Here is a 1,307-nt window from a genome sequence, read left to right as displayed (position 1 = left end):
GTGCTCGGAGACGGAGGCGGGATCTACACCCTAAGCGCTCAGCCGAATTCTACAATCAGCGGGAATCATTTGCAAAATATGTACGGCTCGTATGGAGGCTGGGGGATATATCCGGATGAAGGCAGCGCTTATTTTACGATAACGGGCAATGTGGTGAGAGAAACGGGAAGATGGATATCGATGTGGACGGGGTCGATTCATGACAACATCGTTCAAAATAATGTTTCGGATACCGCGGAAATGGCCAATGCATGTACGAACTGTACGGTATCCGGCAATACCGTCGTTACGAACGGCGTCTGGCCGGCGGGAGCGCAAACGATTATGAACGATGCGGGAATCGAAGCGGCCTATCAAGATATCAAACCGATAGCCGCGCCCAATCAGAATTTGGCCTTGAACAAAACCGCAACCGCGTATTTCTCGAACGGCAGCACGGCGACTATGTTTGCAGGTTATGAGGCGGCAAAGGCCGTTGACGGAAAAGCGTCTACGTATGCGCTGGCGAACGGCCAGCATATTTGGCAGCTGCAAGTGGATTTGGGAGCGGCTCAAAGCATCGGCAGAATTGTCGTGAAAATGCCTGCGAGCCTGTTTGCCACCGCATTTGATCTGAAAACGTCGACGGACGGGACGAACTTTACAACAGTAAAGCAAGTAACGGGATTCTCTTCCGGAACAAGCGACAATACGATTACCGTGACAAATGCCAGATATGTCCGAGTCGTTGCCGTCGCGCCGCACGGTCCGAATCAAACCGGGGTCGAAATGGCCATATCGGAATTGGAAGTATACGCGCCGACGCCGAATCAGAATTTGGCCTTCAACCAGGCCGCAACCGCTTATTTTGCTAATGGCAGCACAGCAACGATGTGGTCGGGCTTCGAGGCGCCAAAAGCCGTTGACGGAAACGCCGCCACGTATGCGCTGGCGAACGGTCAACACGTATGGCAGCTGCAAGTGGATTTGGGCTTCATTCAAACTATCGGCAGAATCGTCGTGAAAATGCCGTCGAACCTGTACGCTACGGCATTCGATATCAAAACGTCGACGGACGGGGTAACGTTTACGACCGTCAAGCAAGTAACGGGCTTCGCTTAGGGAACGAGCGACAACACGATCGCTGCGACAATTGCGAGGTATATCCGCGTCGTTGCCGTGTCGCCGAACGGACCGAATCAGACCGGTATAGAGATGGCCATATCGGAATTGGAAGTATACAAATGAACGACTATTACTAGGCGTGTCTGAAAACCCACTCAGGGTCATCTTTCACCGCCTTTTCGCCCCCTGCTTCGTTCCGTTTG

General features: G+C 52.7%; 1 protein-coding gene. It reads left to right on the top strand.

Annotated elements, in window-relative coordinates:
• Nucleotides 1-1,101: galactose-binding domain-containing protein (locus DQG23_RS41600; protein WP_192894706.1), on the top strand; the 1,101-nt coding region annotated here is incomplete at its 5' end.
• Between the last annotated feature and the right edge of the window lie 206 nt (nucleotides 1,102-1,307).

This window comes from Paenibacillus contaminans (genome assembly GCF_003285015.1).
Taxonomy (GTDB): domain Bacteria; phylum Bacillota; class Bacilli; order Paenibacillales; family NBRC-103111; genus Paenibacillus_V; species Paenibacillus_V contaminans.
This window is presented reverse-complemented; position numbering and strand designations above follow the sequence as displayed.